Genomic DNA, 25,617 nt, shown 5'->3' with positions numbered 1-25,617 from the left:
CCGAAGGTCTGGAAACGTTTCTGTATAAGGTAAAAAGTGCAATTATGAAAATAACGTTATTCGGTACGCAACCCTACGACCGGGAGTCGTTCGACCGCATCCGCGACGCCTACGGGTTCGACATCTGCTACCATCGCAGCCATCTGAATGCCAACAACGTGGCCCTTGCGCAAGGCTCCGACGCGGTCTGCATCTTCGTCAACGACACGGCCGACGCCGAGACCATCCGCCAACTGGCCGGCATGGGCGTGAAACTGATCGCGCTGCGCTGTGCGGGCTTCAACAACGTCGACCTGCCTGCTGCGGCCCGTTACGGCATTCCCGTGGTGCGGGTTCCGGCCTATTCGCCGCATGCCGTCGCGGAACACGCCGTGGCGCTGATGCTGGCGCTCAACCGCAAGATACACCGCGCCTACTGGCGCACGCGCGACGGCAACTTCTCGCTGCACGGGCTGATGGGATTCGACATGTACGGCAAGACCGCGGGTATCGTCGGTACGGGTAAGATCGCCCGCGAACTGATCCGCATCCTCAAAGGGTTCGGGATGGAGGTGCTGGCCAACGACCTTTTCCCCGATCAGGCATATGCCGCGCAGGCCGGAATCACCTATGTGCCGCTCGACGAGCTTTACGCCCGTTCGGATATCATTTCGCTCCACTGTCCGCTGACCGATCAGACGCGCTACATGATCGGCGACGTGGCTATTTCGCACATGAAGCCGGGTGTGGTCATCATCAACACGGGCCGCGGCCAGTTGATCCACACCGAAGCGCTGATCGACGGCCTGAAGGAGAAGAAGATCGGGGCCGCGGGGCTCGACGTTTACGAGGAGGAGGCCGGGTATTTCTACGAGGACACTTCGGACCGCATCATGGACGACGACGTGCTGGCTCGCCTCTTGTCGTTCAACAACGTGATCGTGACTTCGCACCAGGGATTCTTCACACGTGAAGCATTGGATAATATAGCACGCACTACGATGCAGAATATCAAAGATTTCGCCGAGCATCGCCACCTGGAGAACGAAGTGCGTGCCGAACCGGAAAATACACCTGCATGACTATGAAAAAGATTGTTTTGCTCCGCCACGGCGAGAGCGTTTGGAACAAGGAAAACCGGTTTACGGGCTGGACCGACGTGGACCTGAGCGAAAAGGGTGTTGCCGAAGCCGTCAAGGCCGGCGAGACGCTCCGGAAGGAGGGTTTTCGCTTCGGGCACGCCTATACTTCCTATTTAAAACGGGCTGTAAAGACCCTCGATGTCGTGCTCGACAAAATGGATCAGGATTGGATTCCGGTGACGAAAAACTGGCGGCTGAACGAAAAGCATTACGGGATGCTGCAAGGATTGAACAAACGCGAAACGGCCGAAAAATACGGTGACGAGCAGGTCCACATCTGGCGTCGCAGTTACGACGTGGCCCCTGCGCCTTTGGCCGAGGATGATCCCCGCAATCCGCGCCTCGATCCCCGTTACGCCGGGATTCCCGATGCGGCGCTGCCCCGTACCGAATCTTTGCAGGATACCGTGGCCCGTACGATGCCCTACTGGGAGTGCGAAATACTCCCTGCGCTCTTCCGGCACGACGAACTGCTGGTCGTAGCCCACGGCAACAGCCTGCGGGGCATCATCAAGAAACTGAAAGGCATCTCGGACGAGGCCATCTCGGAGTTCAACCTTCCGACCGCCGTGCCCTATGTTTTCGAGTTCGACGAAGGACTGGGTTATGTCAAAGATTATTTTCTGGGCGATCCGGCCGAAATCGCCAAACTGATGGAGGCTGTCGCCAATCAGGGCCGCGGGGCTAAAAGCCCCGTTTCATAGGCAGGCGCGGCTCTTTTTCTTTCGGGCCGGATACCTGCTCCCTGCCCGATTCGATGATCTGTCCTTGGGCCGGTTTTACGCTGTCGTGCGTAGAACCGGCCCATAATGCGTAATAATGGTAAGCGGAACCGTAATCCGGGTACGGATTTGTTGCGGGAGACGTTCTATTTTTGCATCGTGAAACCATCCCTTTGAACCGATGAAACGAATCCTCATTGCGGCCGTGGCCGCCGCTGCCCTGTTTTCGGGCGGAATTCTGCAATCCTTAAATGCACAGAATATGGAAGAAGCAAAAAAAGTCAGTCCTTTTCCCGTGGGGGAGAAACTCCCCGAACGGTTTTCGAAGTATTTTACCGGGCAGGCCTGGCTGGCTCCGCTGACGACCGACAGGGCGCTGAACGTTCCCGTGTCGAACGTCACGTTCTCGCCCGGATGCCGCAACAACTGGCACAGCCATACGGGCGGCCAGCTCCTGATTGCCGTCGGCGGCCGGGGTTATTACCAGGAGCGGGGAGAGCCGGCCCGGGTCCTGCTGCCGGGCGACGTTGTGGAGATCGCGCCCGACGCGGTGCACTGGCACGGTGCGGCTCCCGACAGTTGGTTTTCGCATCTGGCCGTCGAATGCAATCCGCAGACCAACGAGAACACATGGCTCGAACCGGTCGACGACGCGCAGTATGCGGCAGCGACGGCTTCCGCCCCGGCCCCGGCGTCCCGCCTGGGTGAAGACGCCCGGCGCCGCTTGGCCGAATTGTTTCGGGGCGGAATACCGGAACTTGGGGATGCGGACCCCGAATTATTTGAAATTTTTGGTAACTTTGCGCTCGGCGAAGTCCCGGATTACGGGAACCTCGACACCCGGACGCGTCTGCTGTGCATCCTGGCCTCGAATATTGCCTCACAGGGGCGGGCCGCCTATCGGACGATGCTCGAAGGTGCGTTGCAGGCAGGCGTTACGCCGGTCGAGGTGAAAGAGGTGCTTTATCAGGCTGTTCCTTACGTCGGTATGGCCCGTGTGGCCGATTTTATCGGCCTGACCAACGAGGTATTGGCGGCGCACGGCGTGACGCTGCCGCTCGAAGGACAGTCGACGACGACGCCTGCGGACCGTTTCGAAAAGGGGCTGGCCGTGCAGAAGTCGATTTTCGGCGCGGGGCGTATCGAAGGGATGCACCGGACGGCTCCGGAGAACCAGAAGCACATCCAGCGTTACCTGTCGGATAACTGCTTCGGCGATTTTCTGACCCGCCGGGGCCTGGACGTGAAGATGCGCGAACTGCTGACGTTCTCGATGCTCGTGTCGCTCGGGGGCTGCGAGCCGCAGGTCAGGGGGCATATCGCCGGAAACGTGAACGTCGGCAACGACAAGGCTACCCTGCTGGCCGTTGTGACCCAATTGCTGCCCTACATCGGCTATCCGCGCACGCTGAACGGCATTGCATGCCTGAACGAAGTTATACCCGAATAATGAAAAAGTAAAAAAATGAAATACGTAAAATTGAATAACGGCGTCGAAATGCCGATCCTCGGTTTCGGCGTTTATCAGATTCCGGACCCTGCCGTTTGCGAGCAGGCTGTCGGCGATGCCCTGAAGGTCGGCTACCGCTCGATCGACACTGCCGCGGCCTATGACAACGAGGAGGCCGTGGGCCGTGCGATCCGCCGCAGCGGCATTCCCCGCGAGGAACTTTTCATCACCACGAAACTGTGGATCAGCGGCGCGGGTTATGAACCGGCGAAGAAGGCGTTCGAAGAGTCGATGTCGAAACTGGGCCTGGACTATCTTGACCTTTACCTGATCCACCAGCCTTACGGCGACGTTTACGGCTCGTGGCGTGCCATGGAGGAGTTGTATCGGGAGGGCCGCATCCGGGCCATCGGCGTTTCGAACTTCTATCCCGACCGCCTTGCGGACCTGATCCTTCACAACGAGGTCGTGCCGGCCGTCAACCAGGTCGAGACCCATCCCTTCCACCAGCAGACCGTCCCTGCGGAGTTCATGCGTTCGAAAGGCGTGCAGATCGAGTCGTGGGCGCCGTTCGCCGAGGGCAGGAACGGATTGTTTACGAACGAATTGCTGCTGGCGATCGCCGCCCGGTATCGGAAAACGGTGGCGCAGGTGGTGCTGCGCTGGCTGATCCAGCGCGAGGTGGTCTGCATTCCCAAATCGGTGAATGCGGAGCGTATTGCGGAGAATTTCGATGTGTTCGGCTTCGAACTCGACGCCGAAGACATGGCCGTGATCGCCACGCTGGACCGTCCCGAGAGCAGCTTCCTCGATCACCGTGATCCTGAAATTGTTGAATGGCTGAGTAATTTACATTAGGATAATATGGCAAAGAAAGTTTTGATTCTCTCCTCCAGCCCGCGCCGCGGCGGAAATTCCGACCTGCTGTGCGACCGCTTTATGGAGGGCGCCCGCGAGGCGGGCCTCGAGGTCGAGAAGATATTCCTGAAAGACAAGACGATTAACTATTGTATGGGCTGCAACCGCTGTTATAACGGCGAGCATCCCTGCCCGCAGCGTGACGATGCCGCTGAGGTCGTCGGAAAAATGGTCGAAGCGGATGTGATCGTGATGGCCTCGCCGGTCTATTTTTACACCGTGTGCGGGCAGATGAAGACCCTGATCGACCGCGCCTGCGCCCGCTATACCGAGATGAACGACAAGGAGTTTTACTTCATCCTGACGGCTGCCGAAGAGAGCATCGACATGATGCAGCGCACGGTGGAGTGCTTCCGCGGCTTCCTCGACTGCCTCGAAGGGCCTGAGGAGAAAGGCGTTATCTACGGTGTCGGAGCCTGGCACGCGGGCGAGATCAAATCCTCGCCTGCGATGCAGGAGGCTTACGAACTGGGCCTGCGGGCGTAACGCATAACGGAACCAGTATCCGGCGGTCGGCGAAAACGCCGGCTGCCGGATGAATAAAGCCCCGCGAGGGGCGGATTTATCAACGGCGCCGGAATGGGCAAACGGCGTTGAATCCGGAACGACAATAATAAACTACCAGACTTAATCTATGTTACGAAAAATCCGAATTGCGGCTGCGGCCCTATTCTTCGTGCTGATCACGCTGCTGTTCCTCGATTTTACCGGGACGCTCCATGCGTGGTTCGGCTGGATGGCCAAAATCCAGTTCCTGCCTGCCCTGCTGGCCCTCAACGTCGGCGTCGTGGCCTTCCTCGTGATCCTGACGCTTCTCTTCGGCCGTATCTATTGTTCGGTCATCTGCCCGCTGGGCGTGATGCAGGACATCGTTTCGTGGGCCTCCGGGAAACGCAAAAAGCATCGCAACCGCTTCAGCTACTCCCCGGCGCTCACCTGGCTGCGCCGGGCGATGCTCGTGGTGTTCATCGCAGCGATGCTCGCGGGCGTCGGTTCGCTGCTCGCGCCTTACAGCGCCTATGGACGCATCGCTTCGAACCTGCTGGCCCCGGTCTACGCGTGGGGCAACAACCTGCTGGCATACATCGCCGAACGCATGGACAGCTATGCTTTCTATTCGGTCGATGTGTGGATGAAGGGCCTCTCTACGTTCCTCGTTGCCGTCGTAACGTTCGTCGTGCTCTTTATCCTTGCCTGGCGCAGCGGGCGTACTTACTGCAATACGATCTGTCCCGTGGGTACGGTGCTGGGATTCCTCTCCCGCTACTCGCTGTTCAAGCCGCGTTTCGATACGTCGAAGTGTAACGGCTGCAAACTCTGCGCCCGCAACTGCAAGGCGTCGTGTATCGACCCGGCGGCGCATAAGATCGATTACAGTCGTTGCGTGGCCTGCATGGACTGTCTCGAAAACTGCCGCCAGGGGGCTATTACCTATACGCTGCGGCGATCGGAGTCCCCCGTAGTTCCCGAGGCCCCGAAGCCGGAGACCGACGCCGCACGCCGTAAGTTCCTGGGGCTGGCGGGCGTACTCGCCTACTCCGCGCTCCGAGCGCAGGAGAAGAAGGTCGACGGCGGACTGGCCGTGATCGTCGACAAGAAGGTTCCGAACCGCGCTACTCCCATCGTGCCGCCGGGCGCGCGGAGCCTGCGCCACTTCAACGCCCATTGCACGGGCTGTCAGCTCTGCGTCTCGGTGTGTCCCAACCAGGTGCTGCGCCCGTCGGGTAAGCTGATGACCCTGATGCAGCCCGAGATGTCGTTCGAGCGCGGTTATTGCCGCCCGGAGTGCGCCAAGTGTGCCGAAGTATGCCCTACGGATGCCATCCGCCTGACCGACCTGGCCGAAAAATCGTCGATCCAGATCGGCCACGCCGTATGGATTGCGGCCAATTGTGTGGTCAATACCGACGGTGTAACCTGCAACAACTGCGCGCGGCATTGTCCCGCCGGAGCGATCAAAATGGTGCACAGGGACCCCGACGACCCGAAATCGCCGCGCATTCCCGCTGTGAACGAGGAGCGCTGCATCGGCTGCGGAGCCTGCGAAAACCTCTGTCCGGCGCGACCGTTCAGCGCCATTTACGTCGAAGGCCACGAGCGCCACAGAACTGTTTAAAAACGTCAATCCATGGAAAAGAAAAAGATAGACCGCCGGGTATTCCTGAAAACGTTCGGTGTCGGCGCCGCCGCCGCGACTGCCGGGCTTTACGGCTGCAAAACGAAAGGTGCGTCGGAAAAGACTGCCGCTGTCGGCGAAGTTCCGACCGGTGCGATGACTTACCGGGAATGCCCCTCGACGGGCGACCGGGTATCGCTGCTGGGCTATGGGTGTATGCGCTGGCCGCTGCTGGAAACCCCTGCCGCCGACGGTAACCCGATCGACCAGGAGGCCGTCAACGACCTCGTCGACTACGCCATCGCCCACGGAGTCAACTATTTCGATACGGCGCCCGTCTACATCCAGGGTTTTTCCGAGAAATCGACGGGTATCGCCCTCAAACGCCATCCGCGCGACAAGGTGTTCATCGCCACCAAGATGTCCAATCACCGCATGGCGGGGCGCGGAATGTCTCCCGCTCAGATATTAAAGGATTCGAAGGAGATGTACCGGCGTTCGCTCCGCGATTTGCAGACGGACTACCTGGATTACTACCTGCTTCACTCGGTGGGCGGCGATAAGGGTGTCGAGACCTTCAACGAACGCTTTGTCGACAGCGGTGTCCTCGATTTCCTCCTGCGTGAGCGTGAGGCCGGGCGTATCCGCAACCTCGGGTGGTCGTTTCACGGCGACCAGAAGGTTTTCGATCACCTGCTGGCGATGGATATCAAGTGGGATTTCGTGCAGATCCAGATGAACTATGTCGACTGGAAGCACGCTTCGGGCCGCAACGTCAATGCCGAGTACCTCTACGGCGAGTTGGAGAAGCGCGGCATTCCGGCCGTCATCATGGAACCCCTGCTCGGCGGCCGTCTGTCGCGGCTGAACGACCACCTGGTCGAGCGGCTCAAGGAGCGCCGCCCGACGCTGAGCACCGCTTCGTGGGCATTCCGTTATGCAGGGTCCTATCCCGGGGTGCTGACCGTGCTGAGCGGTATGACCTACATGGAGCACCTGCAGGACAATATCCGCACCTATTCGCCGCTGGAACCCCTGACCCCTGCGGAGTTCGAACTGTTGGAGGATACGGCGCAGCTGATGCTCAAATACCCCACCGTGCCCTGCACCGAATGTCAGTACTGCATGCCCTGTCCCTATGGGCTCGACATTCCGGCGATCTTCGCCCACTACAACCGCTGCGTGAACGAGGGCAACGTTCCCAAGGACCGGCAGGACCCCGCTTACCGGGCATCCCGGCGGGCGTTCCTCGTCGGGTATGACCGTTCGGTTCCCAAACTTCGGCAGGCAAGCCATTGCATCGGCTGCGACCAGTGTGTGTCGCATTGCCCGCAGTCGATCAAAATTCCGCAGCAACTGCGCCGCATCGACCATTTCGTCGAACAACTCAAGCAGGAAACGCTCTGATTCCCGCCGTGTAAAGCCCCTTCGTTCCGGAGGGGCTTTTTTAGGGCACTTTTTACCAAATGGTAACTTTTGTCCGTCGGGAAGCGCGTATCTTTGCACACCCAAAAAATGAATGCAATGAAAGACTGTATCGATTTCGGCAGCATGGAGATTCCGAAGTTATTTCGGAAACTGCTGATCCCCACCGTCCTGGGGATGGTTTTCTCGGCCGTTTTCGTAATCACGGACGGGATTTTCGTGGGGCGCGGCATCGGCAGCGATGCGCTGGCGGCGGTCAACATCGCCGCGCCGCTGTTCCTGATCAGCACGGGCGTCGGGCTGATGTTCGGTGTCGGGGCTTCGGTCGTGGCGTCGATCCACCTCTCGCAGGGGAAGGTCAAGGCGGCGCGTATCAACGTCACGCAGGCCGTCGTGGTGTCGTCGCTCCTGCTGGCGGTGTACAGTTTCCTGATCACCTTTTACGCCCGCGAAGTAGCGCTGCTGCTGGGCAGTTCCGAGCGGCTCCTCCCACTGGCGGTGGAATATATGCACTGGTTCGCGCCGTTCCTGCCGTTCAGCGCACTGCTGAGTTCGGGCATGTTCTTCATCCGGCTCGACGGGTCGCCCAACTATGCGATGCTCTGCAATGCGGTTCCCGCCGTCATCAACATCGTACTGGACTACGTTTTCATTTTCATCTTCGGCTGGGGCATGATGGGTGCGGCGCTGGCTACGAGCCTGGGCTATATCGTGGGTGCGGCCATGATCCTCGGCTACCTGGGCCGCCGCCGCAACGTCGTGCGTTTCTGCCGGGTGAAGACGAGCCGCAAAAGCATGCGCCTGACCCTCCGCAACGTGGGTTATATGTGCCGGCTGGGGCTTTCGACCTTCCTTTGCGAGGGGGCTATCGCCACGATGATGTTCGCCGGGAATTACGTCTTTATCCGCTATCTGGGTGAGGACGGCGTGGCGGCATTCAGCATCGCCTGCTACTTCTTCCCGATCATCTTCATGGTCTACAACGCCATCGGGCAGTCGGCCCAGCCGATCCTGAGCTACAATTTCGGCGCCGGTAACGGTGTGCGGGTGCGAAAGGCCTTCCGGTTGTCGCTGGTGACGGCCGTGGTGACGGGGCTGGCGTTCTTCGGCGTCACGGCGCTGTTCAGCCACTGGATTGTGGCGATGTTCATCGACAGTTCCTACCCGGCGTATGCCATTGCCGTCAAGGGTCTTCCGCTCTTTGCTTCGGGATTCGTCTTTTTCGCGGTTAATATCGTTTCGATCGGTTATTTCCAGAGCGTCGAGCGGCCGCGTCCGGCAATGGCGGTGACCCTCCTGCGGGGATTCGTTTTCATGATCCTCTGTTTCTTCGGACTGCCCCTGTTGTTCGGCGTGGAAGGTATCTGGCTGGCCGTGCCGCTGGCCGAGGTGCTTACCTTTGCGGTCGTTGGCGCGATTTACTGGCGCGGGCGGCATCTCGTCCCGACTCGATAATTTCACTATCTTTGCCTTCTCAAACTTGTAAGGCATGGAGGCATTTATCGAGAAATTCAGCAGGAAATACAACCTGCCGGCGGCGGACTGCGGACGGCTGATCGGCCGGATGGTGCGATGCACGTTCCGCAAAGGGGAATGCGTCGTTCGCCAGGGCGAGCGGAATCCCGATTTCTACATCGTGAGCCGCGGCATCTGGCTGGGCCACTATTTCGACGACGGCGTGGATGTCTCGGTCTGGTTCGCTGCCGAAGGCGAAGCGCTCTTTTCGACGTGGGGATATGTCGAAAACGAAATTTCGCGGATTTCGATCGAAGCGATGTGCGACGCCGAACTTTACCGCATCTCCAAAGCCGACCTGGAGGCTTTTTTTGCCGAATCGGTCGAGGCGGCCAACTTCGGGCGGAGGCTTTTCGAACAGCAGTTCCTCGGCCTTGAAAACTGGATACTTTCGGGCGGCGCCCCGCGGGCCGAAGAGCGTTACCGGACATTGATGGCGGAGAGTCCCGAGTTGTTGCAATACGTGCCGCTGAAGCACATCGCCTCCTACCTTTGGATTACGCCGCAGTCGCTGAGCCGCATCCGGGCAAAACTGGGAAAGAAAAAGGGTTGACCGTGCGGTCAACCCTTTTTTTCGATGTCCGACGGTTGCCACCCGCCGCCGAGGGCTTTGTAAAGCCCGACCAGCGCAAGGTGCTCGTTGCGCACCGCCTTACCCTCCTCGACTTGTGCGTCGAAGAACTTACGCTGGGCGTCGAGCACGTCTATGTAGCGGATTACACCGTTGATATACTGCAATTTGGCCAGTACGACATACTGCCGGGCCGCCTCCTTGAGGTTGAATTTCAGTTCGGCCGTCTTGCGCATGTTGCGGTAGGCGACCACGGCGTCGTTCACCTCGCGGAAAACCTCCAGCACCTTCTGTTCGTACGCCAGCCGCGCCTGGTCGTAGGCCGCCAGCGACGCCCGGTATTTCGCACGTTTCGACCCGAAGGCGAACAGCGGAGCGGTGAGGCTGCCGACGGCGTAGGAGAAGGGCGAATTGATCAGTCCTTTGAGCGCGTCGTTTTCCAGTCCTCCTGTCAGTGAGATTGTCAGCCGCGGGAAACGGTCGGCATAGGCCATGCCCGCAGCGGCCATTGCCGCGCGTAACTGCTGTTCCGACTGCCGTACGTCGGGACGGCGCTGCAACAGTGTCGAGGGCAGGCCGACAGGCAGCGAGTCGGGCATCCTGACGTTCATGTTCATCTCACTGCGCGCCACGCGTGAAGGATAGTTGCCTGCGAGCACCGAAATCTGGTTCTCCTTCTGGGCGATGCGCAGTTCGAGGTCGGGGATCAGCGCCGCGGCGCTCGCCAGTTCGACCTTCGCCTGCTGGTAAGCCGTCTCGGAGGTCAGACCGCCTTCGAAACGCAGTTTTGCCTGGCGCACGCTCTCCTCTCGGGTCTCCACCGTGCGGCGTACGACGCCCAGTTCATGGTCCAGGGCCGTCAGTTCGAAATAGGCCGTGGCGACTTCGGCGATGAGCGTCATCTGTACGGCGCGCGCCGCCTCGACCGAGGCGAGATATTCGGCCGCGCCTTTGCGTTTGGCCCAGCGCAGGCTGCCCCACAGGTCGGCTTCCCAGCTCAGGGTGGCTTTGACGCTGAATTCGGCGTCGCTCTTGTGCGCTTCGCCGTAGTAATCGTTGGTTTCGTTGTCGGCGAGGACCAGTCCGCTGAGCGACGGCAGGCGTGCGGCTTTGCTTACGCGGTAGAGTTCTTCCAACTGGCGGATGCGTGCTTCGGCCGACTGCATGTTGCGGTTGCGGTCAAGTGTGCGGCCGATCAGCGAACAGAGCGTCGTGTCGGTGTAAACCTCCCACCACTTCCGGTCGCTCAGCGTCAGCGAGTCGCTTTGCCCGGCGACGATCTCGGCCGGCATGTCGAGCTCCGGAGCCTTGCACTTCTTCTGCACGGAGCAGCTGCCTGCCGCCAGCAGCAGGAGCGCGCCGAAAATATAGGTTGTGCTTCGTTTCATCGTTTTGACCATTTTTCTTTCACTTTGTAAACCCAGACGAAGAAGAGCGGTACGAAGACGATACCGACGGTGATCGCCACTAACATGCCGAAGAATACGCCCGTGCCGATGCCCTGGCGGCTGGCCGATCCGGGTCCGCTGGCGAAGACCAGCGGCAGCATGCCGAGGATGAAGGCCAGCGAGGTCATGACGATGGGCCGGAAGCGCAGGTGTGCGGCCATGATGACGGCCGTCAGCGTGTCGTGCCCCTTTTCGACCTCGTCTTTGGCGAATTCGACGATCAGGATGGCGTTCTTGGCCACGAGGCCCACCAGCATCACCAGTCCGATTTGGAAATAGATGTTGTTTTCCAGTCCGCATACCCAGTTGCCCAGGTAGGCCCCGATGCCGGCGATCGGCAGCGAGAGAATCACTGCCACGGGAATCAACCAGCTTTCGTACTGCGCTGCGAGGAACAGGAAGACGAAGAGGAAAGCCAGCGCCAGCACATACCCGGCTTGTCCGCTGACGTGTTTTTCCTGGTAGGAAAGGCCGCTCCACTCGACGCCGATCGTCGGCGGCAGGTGGCGGCGTGCGATCTGTTCGAGGATGGCCATCGCCTGTCCCGAACTGTACCCCTGCGCCGCCTCGCCTGAGATGGTCGCCGCATTGAACATGTTGAAACGGCGGATCGTGCCGGGGCCCGTGGTGTATGAAGTCGTGCCGAGCGCCGTGATGGGGATCATCGCTTTATCGGCGCTCCGGACGAAGAAGAGCCCGAGGTTTTCCTGGTGGGCGCGGTACGGCGCTTCGGCCTGGATGTAGACGCGGTAGATACGGTTGAACAGGTTGAAGTCGTTGACGTAAACCGATCCCGTGAAGGTTTTGACCGTCGAGAAAATGTCGGCCATCGGCACGCCCAGCATCTGGGCTTTGTCGCGGTCCACGTCGAAATAGAGCTGGGGAATGTCTTTCTGCATCGACGACGAAAGCCCCGTCAGTTCCTTACGCTGCGCTGCATAGTGCAGCAGTGTGTCGACGGCGTGTTGCAGGTCGCTGTAAGAGGCGTTTCCGCGCGCTTCGAGCACCAACTCGAAGCCGCCCGAGGCTCCCAGTCCCGGGATGACGGGCGGTGTCGAGAGGTAGACCTTGCTTTCGGGATAGCGCCGCATCTCTTCGCGCACGCGGCCCATCAGTTTGCGGATATCCGAGGTTTTGCGTTCGTCCCACGGTTTGAGGATGACGGTCAGTTGGCTGCGCGACTGGTTGGTTCCCACACGCGGACTCGATCCCGTAACGTTGAGCACATATTCCACATCCTCGCACGACATCAGGAATTCCATGGCGCGCTCCGTCACGCGGCGCGTGCGTTCGAGCGTGGCCCCTTCGGGCAACTCCAGTTCGACGGTGAAATATCCCTGGTCCTCCTGCGGCATGAAGCTCTGGGGGACGACTTTATTGAGCAGCCACAATGCCACGAGAGTCAGCCCGAAGAGCGTGAGCATACGTTTCGAATGGCGCACGCCGCCGCGGATCATCTTTTCGTAAAACTTGTTGCCGCCTGCCAGCCAGAGGTTGATGCGGCGGAACAGCCGGTTTTTCTTTTTGCCCGATTCGGGGCGCAGGATCAGGGCGCACAATGCCGGCGAAAGCGTCAGGGCCACGAAGGTCGAGATCAGCACCGACACGGCGATCGTGATGGTAAACTGCCGGTAGAGTTGTCCCGTGATGCCCGAGAGGAAACTCACCGGAACGAATACGGCGCACAGCACCAGCGACGTGGCGATAATGGCGCTTCCCAGTCCGCCCATGGCTTTCTTGGTCGCCTCGTAGGGCGAAAGCCCCTCTTCGTCCATCGTGCGTTCCACGGCCTCCACGACCACGATCGCGTCGTCCACGACGATACCGATCGCGAGAATAAGTCCCAGCAGGGTCATCATGTTGAGCGAGAATCCGAATGCGAGCATCACGCCGAAGGTTCCGATCAGCGAGATCGGCACGGCGATGGTCGGGATCAGCGTCGCACGCCAGTTCTGCAACGAAAGGAAAACGACGAGGATCACGAGCAGCAGCGCTTCGAACAACGTGTGGTAAACCTCCTTGATCGACTGCGAGATGTAGGAGGTCATGTCGAACGGAATCTTGTAGGAGATTCCCTCCGGGAAGTTGCGGCTGATTTCGTCCATCGTCTCCCGGACGGCGCGTGCCACCTCCATGGCGTTTGCGCCCGGCAGCATGTTGATGTTCATAACGGCCGCGTTGCCGCCGTTGATGCCGCTTTCGGTGCTGTACGACGAGGCTTCGAGCGATACGCGTGCCACGTCGCGCAGGCGGATGAGCGATCCGTCGGGATTGGCCCGGATGACGATTTCCTCGAATTCGCCCACCGACGAAAGACGCCCGCGGGCGGTGATCGGAATCGTAACGTCGAGGTCTGTGATGGGCTGCTGGCCCAGCACGCCTGCCGCCGATTCGCGGTTCTGGTCCTTGAGGGCCTTTTGCAGGTCCTGCACCGTCAGTCCGAGGTTGGCCAGCCGGTCGGGCTGTACCCAGATCTGCATGGCGTAGTAACGGCTGCCGACGTTCGAAACGCTGCCGACGCCCTTCACGCGGCGCAGCATGTCCAGCACGTTGAGCGTAGCGTAGTTCGAAAGATAAATTTCGTCGAACTTGGGGTCGGTCGACAGGAGCGTGATGGTCATCAGGCGGCTCGACGCCTGCTTCTGGACCGAAATGCCGTTCTGTATGACCTCGGCCGGGAGGCGCGCCTCGGCCTGCTTCACGCGGTTCTGAATCTCGACGGCCGCCAGGTCGGCGTCCGTGTCGATGTCGAAGGTTACGGTAGCGGAGAATCCGCCCGAGTTGCTGCTCGTCGACTCCATATAGAGCATGCCGGGCGTTCCGTTCAGTTCCTGCTCGATGGGCGTTGCCACGGCCTGTGTCACCGTCTGGGCGCTGGCGCCGGGATACGAGGCCGAGATTTTGACTACCGGGGGCACGATGCGCGGATACTGGTCCACGGGGAGCATCACCAGTCCCAGCAGTCCGACGATCACGATGATTACGGACAGGACGGTCGAGAATATGGGCCGGTCAATAAAGAAATCCAACTTCATAACTCGCTATTTTTCGGACGTTTCCGCCTCGGTGTTATGGTTTTTCTCCGGGGCGCGTACGGGGTCGACCTTGTCGCCGTGCGTCAGCTTGTGGAAGCCCTCCACGACGATCATTTCGCCCGGAACGACGCCGCGCTCGACGATTACCCGGTTGTTGACTTCGGGACCGAGTTCGACCAGGCGGCGTTCGGCGATGCTGTCGCGCCGTATGACGAAGACATAGGCGCCGCCCTTCTCGATAATGACCGATTTGGTCGGAACGACCGTGGCTTTCTCTCGTACGTCGAGCAGCAGGCGCACTTTGGTGAACTGTCCCGGCAGCAGGATGCGGTCGGGATTGGCCATTTCGGCGCGCACGGAAAAGGTTCCTGTTTCGGGGTCTACCTGCGGGTCGGCGAAGTCGACCAGTCCGCGTAGCGGATACTGTGTGTTGTCGGCCAGTGTGATGGTAATATAAGGGTCCCACTTGCGGGTGGAGTCCTTTTGTCCCAGGTTGACGTTGCGGGCCTTGCTTTTCAGGTAGTCGAGGCCCGTCATGCTGAAGTCCACGCGCACGGTGTCGCTCTTGACGACCGTTGCCAGCAGCGACTTGCCGTTGGGGCTGACGATCGTGCCGATGTCGACGCTGCGTTCGGAGATGTAGCCCGACAGCGGCGAACTGACGGTGGTATAGCTCAAGGCGGTTTCAGCCTGCGTGAGGTCGGCTTCGCTCATCGCCACGGCAGCCGTAGCGCTTTCGTAGGAGGCGATGGCGTTGTCGAGGTCCAACTGGCTCGCGGCGTTCTGCTCGTAGAGCGGGCGGATTCGTTTCAGGTCGCGGTCAGCTTTGAGGGCCATGGCCTTATCCTTGTTCAGCTGAGCCTTTGCTTTATTTACACGGGCCTCGTAGAGCAGGGGGTCGATGATGAACAGCGGCTGCCCTTTTTTGACGTAGGTTCCCTCTTCGAAAAGCATTTTTTCAAGGAAGCCCTCCACCCGGGCGCGGATTTCGACGAACTGCTGGGCGCGGATGCGGCCCACGTATTCGCCGTAGATTTCGATGTCGTCGGTCTGTACCGGGTCGACCTGGACCACGGGCAGTATGGGCTGCTGGGGCTCGGGGCGCAGCCACCACCAGAGTCCTCCGGCGATCAGTAGGGCTATTGCGGCCAGGATCAGCCAGGAGCGTTTCGACAGACCGCGTATTTTGTTACCTGCATTTTCTCCGAATTGCAAGGTGCGGCGGCCGGCATGGGTCGCCTGCTGCATGATTTTCTCGCGTGATAGTTTCATGTTGTCTTTCTAACTAAGGTTCCGGATTGTTTGCCTGTGTCGTCCGGTTTTTCGGCGTAAAATTATGAATTTTTTGCCAACATATTATCCTAACGACAGAAGTTAGACGAATATGATGCCGCAATGTCTATTTTTGTTTGGTCGGAGGCTATTGACGACTTTTCGGAAAATGCAGGGCGGCTTTTTCGGTCAGTGCTGCGGATTTTGCCCGGGAAAATCGTATATTTGTGCCTATGAAAACAATTCTGCATATTCTTATCCTCTCTGCGCTGTTTTTCAGCAACGACGCACTGGCCCAGCAGGTCCCGCCTTCCGGTGCGGCCCTTATCGCCATTTCCAAAGAGTCGATGACCCTTGCGGTCTACGATTTCAACAGCCGCCTGCTGGCCGCCTATCCCATAGCCTGCGGCCGGGCGCTGGGCAACAAGGAGAAGCCGGGCGACATGAAGACCCCCGAGGGCCTTTTTTCCGTCCAGCAGGTGCAGGATGCACGTGCGTGGACGCATGATTTCGGTGACGGCAAGGGAGAGATCAAAGGGGCTTACGGTTCGCATTTCATCCGTCTGAAGACGCCGGGCCACCGTGGTATCGGCATTCACGGTACGCACGATCCCGCTTCGATCGGCACGCGTGCTACCGAAGGATGCATCCGTTTGAATAACAGCGATCTGCTCGAACTCGTTAAAAAATATGTCTATGTCGGCATGCCGGTCGTGATCATTACTTCCGAGGCGGACAGCGCTGTCCCCTGCCGCCTGCCCGATGCGGCAAAAACCGCTCCCCGGCTGACGAGCGGTTCGCCGGCGCGGCCGAACTAAGGCTTTTGTTCCCGGAACTTGATTTTGCTACCAACTCTGTTGGTAGCATTTTTTATGTGCGAAATTTTTATTAACAAAATTGTTGGACAATTCGATTCTCTGTGTATATTTGCATTAACAAGATTGTTAAATAAGTTTGTTAAAACAAAGGAATGATGACGGAACAGACTCAGAATAAGGAACAAGCGATCCTTGAAGCGGCCGAACGGGAGTTTCTCGCCAAGGGGTTCGACGGGGCGCGCACGATTTCGATAGCCCGGGCTGCGGGTGTGACGCATGCCATGCTCCACTACTATTTCCGTACGAAGGAGAATATCTTTGAGCGCATCCTCGACGAGAAAATGCGCCTGATGGGCGAATTGGTGATGACGACCTTCGGCCGTCCGGGACTGCCCCTGTTGGAGCGATTGCGGGACGGCATCGCACGGCACTTCGATTTTATCGTCGTCAATCCCGATTTGCCGCGCTTTATCGTCAATGAGGTTTTTGCCCGGCCGGAACGCCACGAAGTCATGCGGCAGCGTCTCCGGAAAATCATGGACGACCTGTTGAGCGGCATGCAAAGCCAACTGGACGAATCGGCGGCCCGGGGCGAGACCGAACCGATGGATGCGCGGATGCTGATGCTCGACATCATTTCGCTCAATGTCTTCATATTCATCGCCTACCCCATTATCGAACCGATCCTCGGCGACCTGACGGCCGATCGGGAGCGGTTTTTCGAACTGCGCAAGCAGGAGAACATCGAAACCATCATGCGACGACTGAAAAAACAATAAACCATGAAACGAATCCTTCTTTTGTGCGGATGCCTGCTGGCGGGCTTTTCGGCGCAGGCGCAACTGACGCTCGGCGAGTGCCGGGCGCTGGCACGGGAGCACTACCCCGAAATCAGGCAGTACGACCTGATCCGCCGGACCGAGGCCTATACCCTTTCGAATGCCGCACGCTCCTACCTGCCCCAACTCTCTTTCTCGGCGCAGGCTGCGTGGCAGACGGCCGTGCCGGAATTTCCCGATGCGCTTACAGGTATGCTCTCCCAGCAAAAAGTCTCGATTCCAGGGATGAACAAGGATCAATATAAAGTGATGCTTGAACTCAGTCAGACCATCTGGGACGGAGGTAAGACGAGCGCCGACAAACGAATTGCCGAAGCTGAGTCGGCCGAACAGCAACGCTCTGCGGATGTCGACCTTTATGCGCTCGAAGGACGTGTCGACGGCTTGTATTTCGGGATTCTGCTGCTCGACGAGCGTATCGCGCAGACGCGACTGACGATCGGCCTGCTGCAAAGCAATCTCGAAAAGGTCCGTTCGTACCTTCGCAACGGCGTTGCGATGCAGTCCGATGCCGATGCCGTGGAGGCCGAACTGCTCGCCGTGAACCAACAGTTGACCCAGTCCGAATCGATGCGCGACAGTTACCGCCGGATGCTCGGCGTTTTCATCGGCCGCGATCCGGAAGGCGAGCGGTTGGTGAAGCCCGACATGGTGTCGCCGGCCGCCGCGGAGCCTGCGCGCCCCGAGCTGGCACTGTTCGACGCCCGTATCGACAAACTCTCGGCGCAGGAGCGGCTGGTGAAGTCGTCGACGCGGCCCCGCTTCGGGCTTTTTGCGCAGGGGTATTACGGTTATCCGGGACTCGACTATTTTCGGAGTATGACCTCTTCCGACTGGTCGTGGAACACGATGGTCGGCGTGAAGATGTCGTGGAATTTCGGCGGCTATTACACGCGGAAGAATTCGCTGAACCAACTGCGTACGGCTAAAGAACAGGTTGAAGTACAGCGGGATATTTTCTTGTTCAACAATCGGTTGGAAACGACGGAGGATAACGGGGAGATCGCCCGCCTGCGCAAAGCCCTTGCGGACGACGACCGGATCGTCGCCCTGCGCCGCCGTGTGCGGGAAGCCGCCGAATCGCGGCTCCGCAACGGTGTGATCGACACCAACGACCTGTTGGGTAAGATTACCGAGGAAGATGCCGCCGCCGCGGCCCGCAGTGCCCGGGAGATCGAACTGCTGAAAGCGATTTACGAATTAAAACACACGATAAACCAATGAAACGGATTGTTATTTATGGTGTTACGGCCCTGTCGGCCGTAGCGTGCGGCCGCGGCGGGGATTTCGACGCTACGGGAACCTTCGAAGCCACGGAGGTGACGGTTTCAGCCGAAGCTGCCGGGCGGATTCTTTCTTTCGACATCGAGGAGGGCGACGATCTGGCTGCCGGGAAGCAAATCGGGGCCATCGACACCGTGCAGCTCTATTTGCAGAAGTTGCAGTTGGAGCGCCAGCAGGCTTCGGTGCGCTCGTCGCGCCCCGACATCGCCAAACAGGTGTCGTCGCTGCGCGAGCAGATCGCCAAACAGCAGACCGAACGCCGCCGTGTCGAAAACCTGCTCAGGGACGGAGCCGCCGCGACCAAGCAGCTGGACGACATCGACTCGCAGTTGAAGGTGCTCCAGCAGCAGTTGGACGCCCAGCTTTCGACGCTGGGCAACAATGCGGTGTCGATCGACGAAAACTCGTCGGCCATCGAGTTGCAGATCGCGCAGGTCGAGGATCGGCTTGCAAAATGCCGCCTCGCGTCACCCATAGCGGGGACCGTGCTGGCCAAATATGCCGAGGCTGGCGAACTGGCCTCCGTGGGGCGTCCGCTGATGAAGGTCGCCGACCTGGGACGGATCTACCTGCGGGCCTATTTCACCTCGGACCAGTTGGCGGAACTGACGCTCGGCCGGCAGGTGACCGTTACGGCCGATTTCGGAGGCGGCGAACGGTTCGAATATCCGGGACGGGTGACGTGGGTCGCTTCCGAAAGCGAATTTACGCCCAAGACGATCCAGACCCGCGACACGCGCGCCAACCTGGTTTATGCTGCGAAGATTGCCGTCGAGAACGATGGACGGCTGAAAATCGGCATGTACGGCGAAGTGAAATTATGAATGCCATCGAAGTCGATAAACTGACCAAGCGGTACGGCGCATTGACGGCGCTGGACGGGGTGTCGTTCTCGGTAGCCCGAGGCGAACTGTTCGGGCTGATCGGCCCCGACGGTGCAGGCAAGACCACGCTGTTCCGCCTGCTGGCGACGCTGCTGAATCCCGATTCGGGGCGTGCGTCGGTCGACGGCTGCGACATCGGGTCGGACTACCGGACGATCCGTTCGCGGGTGGGCTACATGCCGGGGCGTTTCTCGCTCTACCCCGACCTGTCGGTCGAGGAGAACCTCGCGTTCTTCGCGGCTCTGTTCGGTGTCGGGGTGCGGGACAACTACGACCTGATCGCCCCGATCTACCGTCAGATAGAGCCGTTCCGCACGCGTCGCGCCGGGAAACTCTCGGGCGGCATGAAGCAGAAACTGGCCCTGTGCTGTGCGTTGATCCACCGTCCCTCGGTGCTGTTGCTCGACGAGCCGACGACGGGCGTCGACCCCGTTTCGCGCAGCGAGTTCTGGGACATGCTTTCCGAACTCAAACGCGAGGGCATTTCGATGCTCGTATCGACGCCCTACATGGACGAAGCGCGGCGATGCGACCGCATCGCCCTCTGCGATAAAGGCCGGTTGCTGAGTATCGACACGCCCGAAGGGGTGGTCTCTTCGTTCGGGGAACCGCTGTATGCCCTTTCGGGCGAAGACATGTACGGCCTGCTGAAAGCGGCCCGCAACTCGGCGGAGGTGGCCGAAAGCTACCCTTTCGGAGCGGAGCACCACCTGATCGTCCGCGAGGGGTTCGATGCCGGTGCGTTTGCCCGCAAACTGGCGGATGCGGGTTTTCGCGGCGTCGGGGTACGGCGGGCCGAGCCGGGGATTGAAGACGTATTTATAAAACGGATGCGCCATGAATGATGCGATCATATCGGTCAGGGGCCTGACCAAACGTTTCGGCGGCTTTACGGCTGTCGACGGCATTACGTTCGAGGTAGCGCGCGGCGAGATATTCGGTTTCCTCGGGGCCAACGGAGCCGGGAAAACCACGGCGATGCGCATGCTCTGCGGGCTGAGCTACCCCACTTCGGGCAGCGGCACGGTCGCGGGCTTCGACGTGATGCGCGACGGCGAGCGGATCAAACGCCGCATTGGCTACATGAGCCAGCGGTTCTCGCTTTACGACGACCTGACGGTGATGGAAAACATCCGCCTTTACGGCGGTATCTACGGCCTGGGGCGGATGCAGATACTCCGCCGTACGGTCGAGATACTCCGGCGGCTGGATTTCCGGTCGGAGATCGATACGCTGGTGGGATCGCTGCCGCTGGGCTGGAAACAGAAGCTGGCTTTCTCGGTGGCGACGCTGCACCGTCCCGAGGTGGTGTTTCTCGACGAGCCGACCGGAGGCGTCGATCCCGTGACGCGCCGCCAGTTCTGGGAACTGATTTACGAGGCGGCAGCCGGAGGCACGACGGTCTTCGTGACGACGCACTACATGGACGAGGCGGAGTACTGCTCGCGCGTGTCGATCATGGTCGACGGCCGGATCAGCGCGCTGGGAAGGCCTGCCGACCTCAAAAAACAATTCGCCGCCGACTCGATGGACGAGGTGTTCCGCCGGCTGGCCCGCGAAGCTAAACGAACCGAATAGAGATGGGAAGTTTTCTGTCATTCGTCAAAAAAGAGGCGCTGCATATCCTGCGCGATTCCCGCACGATGCTCATCGTGCTGGGGATGCCCGTCGTGCAGATGCTGTTGTTCGGATTCGCCATATCGACCGAAATCCGGAACATCGACTTCGCCGTCGTGGCGCCGCATCCGACCGAGGCGGTGCGCCACGCGGTGGAGACCGTCGGGGCCAACGAATATTTTACCTTCAGAGGCTACGTCACCCAGCCGGAAATCGACCGTACGCTGCGTGCGGGAGACGCCGACGTGGTGGTCGTGTTCGCTGCCGATTTCGACCGGCAGATGCTTGCCGCGGCGCATGGGGAACCCGCGCAAAGCGCCGTGCAGTTGATTTTCGACGCTTCGAATCCCAACACGGCGTCCGCCGGGATGGGTTATTTGCAGCAGATACTGCTGTCCGACGGGCAGGCTTCGGCTCCGATGCCCGAGATGCGGTTGTTGTACAATCCGCAGATGAAGAGCGCTTACAACTTCGTGCCGGGCATCATGGGGCTGATTTTCATTCTGATCTGCGCCATCATGACCTCTGTCTCGATCGTCCGCGAAAAGGAAACCGGGACGATGGAGGTGTTGCTGGTGTCGCCCGTGCGGCCCGTGTGGATCGTCTTTGCCAAGATGATCCCCTATTTCCTGCTGTCGTGTTTCAACCTGGTTACGATCCTGTTGCTGGCCCGCTACGTGCTGGATGTACCGATGTCGGGCAGTCTCGCGGGGCTGGTGGGGCTGTCGCTGCTCTACCTCGTGCTGGCGCTGGCGCTGGGGCTCTTTATCTCCACGGTTTCCGACAAGCAGTCCACGGCGCTGATTATTTCGGGAATGCTGATGCTCCTGCCGATCATCATGCTTTCGGGCATGGCATTCCCGGTCGAGAACATGCCCGGCATCCTGCGGGGTATCTCGTGCATTATCCCGGCCCGGTGGTATATCGAAGCCGTGCGTAAGCTGATGATCGAAGGCCTGCCGTTCGGGGCTGTCCTGAAAGAATTCTCGATCCTGCTGGTCATGACGGCTGCGCTGGTCGTTGTGGCGCTTAAAAAGTTCAACGATAAACTCGAATAACGATGCGTACGCTGTTAGTTTTGCTCGATAAGGAGTTCCGGCAGTTTTTCCGGAACCCGTTCCTGCCGCGAATGGTCGTGATATTTCCCCTGATGATCATGTTCGTGATGCCGTGGGTGACGACGATGGACGTGCGCCATATCAATGTCGCAGTGGTCGACCACGACCGTTCGGACGCTTCGCGGCGGATCGTGCAGAAGATCGCCGCTTCGGATTACTTCTCTCTGCAGGAGATTACGGCCGATTATGTTGCGTCGCTCGAAAACCTCGACGCGGGGGCTTCGGACGTTATCCTGGAGATTCCCCGCGATTTCGAGCGCGGACTTACCCTCGGGCGTCCCGAGCGGGTCGCCATCGCGGCGAACGGCGTGAATGCCGTCAAAGGCAGTCTCGGCGGGCAGTATCTTATGGCCGTGGTGACGCAGACCGTCGCCGAGCTGAGCGGCGAGCGGGGCGCGCCGGCGTCGCCGGATCTGATTACGGTGCAGAACCGCTACAACCCTACGCTCGAATACCGTCATTACATGATTCCTGCACTGATGATCATGCTGCTGGTGATGCTCTGCGGATTTCTTCCGGCCCTGAACCTCGTGGGCGAGAAGGAGACGGGAACCATCGAGCAGATCAACGTTACGCCCGTCAGCGCACTGACCTTCACGCTCGCCAAGTTGATCCCGTTCTGGATCATCGGCCTGGCTGTGCTGGCGGCGGTGATGCTGGTGGCCTGGATCGTTTACGGGCTGATCCCGGCCGGCAGCATCGGGGCGCTGTTCCTTGCGGCCGGACTCTTCATTCTCACGATGTCGGGCCTCGGCGTCGGGATCGCCAACGGCTCTTCGAACATGCAGCAGACGATGTTCGTGATGTTTTTCTTCGTGATGATTTTCGTGCTGATGAGCGGCCTGGTCACTCCGGTCGAGTCGATGCCCGTGTGGGCGCAGTGGATCACCCGCATGCTGCCGCCGAGCTATTTCGTCGAGGTGATGCGTTCGGTTTACCTCAAAGGCTCGACGATCGGCGAATTGTGGGTCAACTATGCGTCGTTGGCTGTTTTTGCCCTCCTGTTCAACAGTTGGGCGGCATTGAGTTACAAAAAACAAGCATAAAGACTATGGAACGGAATCAGATGTTGGACGCTGCCTACCGGATTTTTATCCGCGAAGGCATTCAGGATTTGCGCATGCGTACGCTTGCCGGGAAGATCGGAATCACGAAGCAGGAGCTGGACGCATGTTTCGCAAACAAGCAGGACCTCGTGACACAGAGTGTCGAGCGGGCGCTGTCGCTGTTGAACGAACGGATGGATGCGGCCTGCCGTACGGCGACGACGCCCCTCGAGGCGTTCGTCCGCCTGGCGGCGGGAATCTACGACACCTTCGGAAAGGTGAGTGACCTGTTTATCGACGATGCGGAATATTATCCGGCGGTGGTCGACGTGATCGGCTACGAACGGCACACGTTGCAGGAGCGGCTGCGCGACCTTTTCGACGACGGCGTACGGCAGGGGTATCTGCTCGGAACGGAGTATTTCGACATGTTCGGGGAGTTGTTCTGGCCGGGAATGACAGCCGGCCGGGACCGGGACGCCGCCGGCAAGGCGCTGTTCATGTTCCTGCGCGGCTCCTCGACCGAAAAGGGCTGGCTGGAGATGCAGCGCCTGCGACAACTGAAAGAAACCTTTGCGGAGGACGAATAGCCGCTCTTTCCGGGGAGGACCGCCAAGCCCGGCCGCGCGCCTTTGGGCATTGGCGAACGCCGGGCCAGGAAGCCGGAAACGACTGGCTGTATTCTTTGTCCGGGAAACGGCTTTATGCCGGCAGCAGGATCGAGAAGCGGCTGCCGCGGCCGATTTCGCTTTCGACCGAGATCGAACCTCCATGCGCTTCGACGAACTCCTTCGAGATGGCCAATCCTAACCCGCTGCCCTGCACCTTGGTTCCCGGAACACGGAAATAGCGTTCGAAAATGCTCTTGTGGTAGCGCGGGTCGATGCCGCGGCCGAAGTCCTGGACGTAGATTTCGACGGCCTTTTCGCGTTGTACGGCCCCGATGATGATGCGCGACCGTTCGGGCGAATGGTGGATGGCGTTCGACAGCAGGTTGGTGATGACCCAGGCGATCTTTTCGTTGTCGACGAATAGTTTTGCAATTTTCTCGGGATAATCGACTTCGACGAAACAGCAGAACCGTTCGGCGAGTACCTGCGTGGCCTTTACTGCATAGTCTATCAGCTCGATAGGCTTGGTTACTTTAGGTATCAGTTTAAGTTTGCCGGTTTCGATCTGGGTCATGTTCAGCAGTTCGCCCGTGATCGAAAGCAGGCGGTCGCTGCTCTCTTTGATGCTGGTGACGAGTTGCTTCTGTTCGCCGTTAAGTTCTCCCAGGCGGTTGTCGCCGAGCAGTTGCAGGCTCATCAGGATCGACGAGATCGGGGTTTTCATTTCATGCGAAACCGTCGAAATGAAGTTGGTCTTGGCCGAATCCAGTTCCTTGAATTTGGTGATGTTGTTCAGGATGATCAGGTTGCCGACGAACTGCTGATCGCGCCCGCCCACGGGCGTGATGTAGAGCGGCGTGTTTTCCACCTGGAAATAGCTCTCCTTGTTGTCGGCATAGATTTTCAGCGGCTCGTCGTCGGCTTTCTTCGCCTCGTCGTAAAGTCCGCGGATCAGTCGCCGCAGCAGGTCGTTCGAGAGTGCTACTTCGGTAGCGTTGCGCCCGATGGCGTCTTCCCGGAGGTTCAGCACCGAGAGCGCCTCGCGGTTCATGAAGAGGATTTTACGGTCGGGACCCAGCCCTACGATCGGCTCGTGGAGGGTATCCACGATCGCTTCGATGCGTTTTTTTGCCGTCATCAGGTCGTCGAGCGAACTGCGGCGGTATTCGTCGAGTTTGGCGGCCATGTTGTTGAACGACTCGGCTACCGATTCGAATTCGCGGTTGCCCGAGAAATCGAGCCGCTGCCGGTAGTTGTGGTTGGCAATCTCGGTGATACCCTTTTTCAGGGCGTCGATCGGACGCAGCACCAGTTGCGGAAACCAGACCAGAAAGCCCCCGGCGATCAGGGCGCAAAGAGCTGCGGCGACGATCAGCCACCACATTACGTAATCGGCGCGCTGCTCTACCCCGGCGCTTTTGGCGCGGATGGCCGCCATGTTCAGTTCCATAATCCGGAACAGGTCCTGGCGCACGGTACGTATTTCGGCCTCGGTGACGGGGTCGCTCAGCGAGGCGACATGCCGTTCGAGCGCCGCAGTGGTCTCTTTCTCGCTGATTTCGGTGATGTTCTCCTGCTGGAGCGCGAGGCTCTGGCGCAGGGCGTGCCGCGACACGGAGTCGGCGCCGATGTCGTTGAGCGACCGCAGCATGTCCCCGGCGTATTGCAGCGAATTGTAGTTGTCGGCGAGGATGGTTCCGGTTGCCCGCGAGAGCTGGCGGACGTAACTGACCGACTGGATGCCCAGCAGCAGGATCATGGCGAAGAGGATACCGATGCCCAGGGTGATTCTCCTTTGTATTCTCAT

22 protein-coding genes are annotated in these 25,617 nt (G+C 59.6%); 18 read left to right on the top strand and 4 right to left on the bottom strand.

Going from position 1 to position 25,617, the window contains the following annotated elements; all coding sequences use genetic code 11:
* The first annotated feature begins 44 nt into the window (after positions 1 to 44).
* From KG007_RS00215 to KG007_RS00175, 9 genes are all read left to right on the top strand, one after another.
* Positions 45 to 1,061, top strand: a complete 1,017-nt coding sequence (locus KG007_RS00215; RefSeq protein WP_213346777.1) for a 2-hydroxyacid dehydrogenase — start codon at positions 45 to 47, stop codon at positions 1,059 to 1,061.
* A 2-nt stretch (positions 1,062 to 1,063) separates the two neighbouring features.
* Positions 1,064 to 1,825 carry a 2,3-diphosphoglycerate-dependent phosphoglycerate mutase gene (gpmA, locus tag KG007_RS00210; protein ID WP_213346775.1) on the top strand — a complete coding sequence of 254 codons (762 nt, stop codon included), beginning with the start codon at positions 1,064 to 1,066 and terminating at the stop codon, positions 1,823 to 1,825.
* Positions 1,826 to 2,105: 280 nt separating this feature from the next.
* Complete coding sequence (locus tag KG007_RS00205; RefSeq protein WP_249413199.1) at positions 2,106 to 3,293, top strand: cupin domain-containing carboxymuconolactone decarboxylase family protein; 1,188 nt, start codon at positions 2,106 to 2,108, stop codon at positions 3,291 to 3,293.
* Between the two features lie 15 nt (positions 3,294 to 3,308).
* The gene (locus KG007_RS00200) at positions 3,309 to 4,151 is read left to right on the top strand and encodes an aldo/keto reductase (protein ID WP_213346771.1); all 843 of its coding nucleotides are present in this window, start codon (positions 3,309 to 3,311) and stop codon (positions 4,149 to 4,151) included.
* Between the two features lie 6 nt (positions 4,152 to 4,157).
* Positions 4,158 to 4,697: a flavodoxin family protein gene (locus KG007_RS00195; RefSeq protein ID WP_213346769.1), complete on the top strand. Its 540-nt coding sequence runs from the start codon at positions 4,158 to 4,160 to the stop codon at positions 4,695 to 4,697.
* 148 nt (positions 4,698 to 4,845) lie between these two features.
* Positions 4,846 to 6,327: a 4Fe-4S binding protein gene (locus tag KG007_RS00190; RefSeq protein ID WP_195460273.1), complete on the top strand. Its 1,482-nt coding sequence runs from the start codon at positions 4,846 to 4,848 to the stop codon at positions 6,325 to 6,327.
* A 12-nt stretch (positions 6,328 to 6,339) separates the two neighbouring features.
* On the top strand, positions 6,340 to 7,734 hold the full coding sequence (locus tag KG007_RS00185; protein ID WP_213346768.1) for an aldo/keto reductase: 1,395 nt from the start codon (positions 6,340 to 6,342) through the stop codon (positions 7,732 to 7,734).
* Positions 7,735 to 7,851: 117 nt separating this feature from the next.
* Positions 7,852 to 9,207, top strand: coding sequence for an MATE family efflux transporter (locus KG007_RS00180; protein WP_213346766.1), 1,356 nt, complete (start codon positions 7,852 to 7,854; stop codon positions 9,205 to 9,207).
* Positions 9,208 to 9,241: 34 nt separating this feature from the next.
* Entirely contained in the window at positions 9,242 to 9,820 is a 579-nt protein-coding gene (locus KG007_RS00175; RefSeq protein ID WP_213346764.1) for a Crp/Fnr family transcriptional regulator, read from the top strand.
* A gap of 8 nt (positions 9,821 to 9,828) precedes the next feature.
* On the opposite strand, the gene KG007_RS00170 is transcribed toward KG007_RS00175, so the two are convergent.
* Genes KG007_RS00170 through KG007_RS00160 form a run of 3 tightly spaced genes read right to left on the bottom strand, consistent with a single transcriptional unit; the run spans position 9,829 to position 15,593 of the window.
* Positions 9,829 to 11,226 (bottom strand): efflux transporter outer membrane subunit, encoded by a 1,398-nt coding sequence (locus KG007_RS00170; protein WP_213346762.1) that lies wholly within the window; start codon positions 11,224 to 11,226, stop codon positions 9,829 to 9,831.
* A complete protein-coding gene (locus KG007_RS00165) occupies positions 11,223 to 14,321 on the bottom strand; it encodes an efflux RND transporter permease subunit (RefSeq protein WP_195460283.1) in 3,099 nt (1,032 codons plus the stop codon). Before KG007_RS00165 ends, KG007_RS00170 begins: the two co-directional genes overlap by 4 nt.
* 6 nt (positions 14,322 to 14,327) lie before the next feature.
* Complete coding sequence (locus KG007_RS00160; RefSeq protein ID WP_229095413.1) at positions 14,328 to 15,593, bottom strand: efflux RND transporter periplasmic adaptor subunit; 1,266 nt, start codon at positions 15,591 to 15,593, stop codon at positions 14,328 to 14,330.
* Between the two features lie 233 nt (positions 15,594 to 15,826).
* Here KG007_RS00160 and KG007_RS00155 point away from each other — a divergent pair, with 233 nt between their 5' ends.
* From KG007_RS00155 to KG007_RS00115, 9 genes are all read left to right on the top strand, one after another.
* Positions 15,827 to 16,411 carry a L,D-transpeptidase gene (locus KG007_RS00155; protein WP_213346760.1) on the top strand — a complete coding sequence of 195 codons (585 nt, stop codon included), beginning with the start codon at positions 15,827 to 15,829 and terminating at the stop codon, positions 16,409 to 16,411.
* A 155-nt stretch (positions 16,412 to 16,566) separates the two neighbouring features.
* Positions 16,567 to 17,190, top strand: coding sequence for a TetR/AcrR family transcriptional regulator (locus tag KG007_RS00150; protein WP_213346758.1), 624 nt, complete (start codon positions 16,567 to 16,569; stop codon positions 17,188 to 17,190).
* Positions 17,191 to 17,193: 3 nt separating this feature from the next.
* The gene (locus tag KG007_RS00145) at positions 17,194 to 18,474 is read left to right on the top strand and encodes a TolC family protein (protein ID WP_195460289.1); all 1,281 of its coding nucleotides are present in this window, start codon (positions 17,194 to 17,196) and stop codon (positions 18,472 to 18,474) included.
* Entirely contained in the window at positions 18,471 to 19,358 is an 888-nt protein-coding gene (locus KG007_RS00140; RefSeq protein WP_213346757.1) for an HlyD family secretion protein, read from the top strand. Before KG007_RS00145 ends, KG007_RS00140 begins: the two co-directional genes overlap by 4 nt.
* A complete protein-coding gene (locus KG007_RS00135) occupies positions 19,355 to 20,263 on the top strand; it encodes an ABC transporter ATP-binding protein (protein WP_213346755.1) in 909 nt (302 codons plus the stop codon). The genes KG007_RS00140 and KG007_RS00135 overlap by 4 nt, the downstream gene beginning before the upstream one ends.
* A complete protein-coding gene (locus tag KG007_RS00130) occupies positions 20,256 to 20,996 on the top strand; it encodes an ABC transporter ATP-binding protein (RefSeq protein WP_195460295.1) in 741 nt (246 codons plus the stop codon). Before KG007_RS00135 ends, KG007_RS00130 begins: the two co-directional genes overlap by 8 nt.
* A gap of 2 nt (positions 20,997 to 20,998) precedes the next feature.
* On the top strand, positions 20,999 to 22,093 hold the full coding sequence (locus tag KG007_RS00125; protein WP_213346753.1) for an ABC transporter permease: 1,095 nt from the start codon (positions 20,999 to 21,001) through the stop codon (positions 22,091 to 22,093).
* Positions 22,094 to 22,095: 2 nt separating this feature from the next.
* The gene (locus KG007_RS00120; RefSeq protein WP_213346751.1) at positions 22,096 to 23,199 is read left to right on the top strand and encodes an ABC transporter permease; all 1,104 of its coding nucleotides are present in this window, start codon (positions 22,096 to 22,098) and stop codon (positions 23,197 to 23,199) included.
* Between the two features lie 5 nt (positions 23,200 to 23,204).
* A complete protein-coding gene (locus KG007_RS00115) occupies positions 23,205 to 23,789 on the top strand; it encodes a TetR/AcrR family transcriptional regulator (RefSeq protein ID WP_213346749.1) in 585 nt (194 codons plus the stop codon).
* A 112-nt stretch (positions 23,790 to 23,901) separates the two neighbouring features.
* Here KG007_RS00115 and KG007_RS00110 read toward each other — a convergent pair whose 3' ends face one another.
* Positions 23,902 to 25,617 (bottom strand): sensor histidine kinase, encoded by a 1,716-nt coding sequence (locus KG007_RS00110; protein WP_213346748.1) that lies wholly within the window; start codon positions 25,615 to 25,617, stop codon positions 23,902 to 23,904.

Source organism: Alistipes montrealensis, assembly GCF_018362775.1.
Taxonomy (GTDB): domain Bacteria; phylum Bacteroidota; class Bacteroidia; order Bacteroidales; family Rikenellaceae; genus Alistipes; species Alistipes montrealensis.
Note: the sequence above shows the minus strand (reverse complement) of the source record. Positions and strands in the feature narration are given on the sequence as shown.

Excerpts from the sequence above, each read along its gene's own strand:
- KG007_RS00215 (WP_213346777.1), top strand. The coding sequence starts at position 45 with ATGAAAATAACGTTATTCGGTACGCAACCCTACGACCGGGAGTCGTTC.
- gpmA (WP_213346775.1), top strand. The coding sequence starts at position 1,064 with ATGAAAAAGATTGTTTTGCTCCGCCACGGCGAGAGCGTTTGGAACAAG.
- KG007_RS00205 (WP_249413199.1), top strand. The coding sequence starts at position 2,106 with ATGGAAGAAGCAAAAAAAGTCAGTCCTTTTCCCGTGGGGGAGAAACTC.
- KG007_RS00200 (WP_213346771.1), top strand. The coding sequence starts at position 3,309 with ATGAAATACGTAAAATTGAATAACGGCGTCGAAATGCCGATCCTCGGT.
- KG007_RS00195 (WP_213346769.1), top strand. The coding sequence starts at position 4,158 with ATGGCAAAGAAAGTTTTGATTCTCTCCTCCAGCCCGCGCCGCGGCGGA.
- KG007_RS00190 (WP_195460273.1), top strand. The coding sequence starts at position 4,846 with ATGTTACGAAAAATCCGAATTGCGGCTGCGGCCCTATTCTTCGTGCTG.
- KG007_RS00185 (WP_213346768.1), top strand. The coding sequence starts at position 6,340 with ATGGAAAAGAAAAAGATAGACCGCCGGGTATTCCTGAAAACGTTCGGT.
- KG007_RS00180 (WP_213346766.1), top strand. The coding sequence starts at position 7,852 with ATGAAAGACTGTATCGATTTCGGCAGCATGGAGATTCCGAAGTTATTT.
- KG007_RS00175 (WP_213346764.1), top strand. The coding sequence starts at position 9,242 with ATGGAGGCATTTATCGAGAAATTCAGCAGGAAATACAACCTGCCGGCG.
- KG007_RS00170 (WP_213346762.1), bottom strand. The coding sequence starts at position 11,226 with ATGAAACGAAGCACAACCTATATTTTCGGCGCGCTCCTGCTGCTGGCG.
- KG007_RS00165 (WP_195460283.1), bottom strand. The coding sequence starts at position 14,321 with ATGAAGTTGGATTTCTTTATTGACCGGCCCATATTCTCGACCGTCCTG.
- KG007_RS00160 (WP_229095413.1), bottom strand. The coding sequence starts at position 15,593 with ATGAAACTATCACGCGAGAAAATCATGCAGCAGGCGACCCATGCCGGC.
- KG007_RS00155 (WP_213346760.1), top strand. The coding sequence starts at position 15,827 with ATGAAAACAATTCTGCATATTCTTATCCTCTCTGCGCTGTTTTTCAGC.
- KG007_RS00150 (WP_213346758.1), top strand. The coding sequence starts at position 16,567 with ATGACGGAACAGACTCAGAATAAGGAACAAGCGATCCTTGAAGCGGCC.
- KG007_RS00145 (WP_195460289.1), top strand. The coding sequence starts at position 17,194 with ATGAAACGAATCCTTCTTTTGTGCGGATGCCTGCTGGCGGGCTTTTCG.
- KG007_RS00140 (WP_213346757.1), top strand. The coding sequence starts at position 18,471 with ATGAAACGGATTGTTATTTATGGTGTTACGGCCCTGTCGGCCGTAGCG.
- KG007_RS00135 (WP_213346755.1), top strand. The coding sequence starts at position 19,355 with ATGAATGCCATCGAAGTCGATAAACTGACCAAGCGGTACGGCGCATTG.
- KG007_RS00130 (WP_195460295.1), top strand. The coding sequence starts at position 20,256 with ATGAATGATGCGATCATATCGGTCAGGGGCCTGACCAAACGTTTCGGC.
- KG007_RS00125 (WP_213346753.1), top strand. The coding sequence starts at position 20,999 with ATGGGAAGTTTTCTGTCATTCGTCAAAAAAGAGGCGCTGCATATCCTG.
- KG007_RS00120 (WP_213346751.1), top strand. The coding sequence starts at position 22,096 with ATGCGTACGCTGTTAGTTTTGCTCGATAAGGAGTTCCGGCAGTTTTTC.
- KG007_RS00115 (WP_213346749.1), top strand. The coding sequence starts at position 23,205 with ATGGAACGGAATCAGATGTTGGACGCTGCCTACCGGATTTTTATCCGC.
- KG007_RS00110 (WP_213346748.1), bottom strand. The coding sequence starts at position 25,617 with ATGAGAATACAAAGGAGAATCACCCTGGGCATCGGTATCCTCTTCGCC.